The 267-nt window shown below is 49.4% G+C and carries 1 pseudogene; it reads right to left on the reverse strand.

The annotated features are described in order from the left end of the window. Positions 1–63: 63 nt before the first annotated feature. Positions 64–267: pseudogene (gene yecA, locus SB719_RS20500) on the reverse strand (UPF0149 family protein YecA); the annotation flags it as partial.

A 267-nucleotide genomic window follows, 5' to 3' on the forward strand; every position in this document is an offset into this window, starting at 1 on the left:
GATCAGATAGCCTCAAATTCCTTATTGGGTGCCAGAATTAACGCTGACACCCAATTTGACTTCTTAATGCAGGCAGCACTGCTTAAATTTCTTACCACTGCCGCACGGACAAGGATCGTTACGCCCCGGTTTCTCTTCTGCTTTGATCGGTTGCTGAACAGCTTTTTCCTGCGGATGCGCCATCCAGTATGCATGTAAATCAAGCGCCGCCAGTCGAATGGCATCTACGCTCTCTTCAAACGCTTCTGGCGACATCTTCTCTACCCG

Source organism: Pantoea sp. SIMBA_079, assembly GCF_046940275.1.
Lineage (GTDB): Bacteria > Pseudomonadota > Gammaproteobacteria > Enterobacterales > Enterobacteriaceae > Pantoea > Pantoea borealis.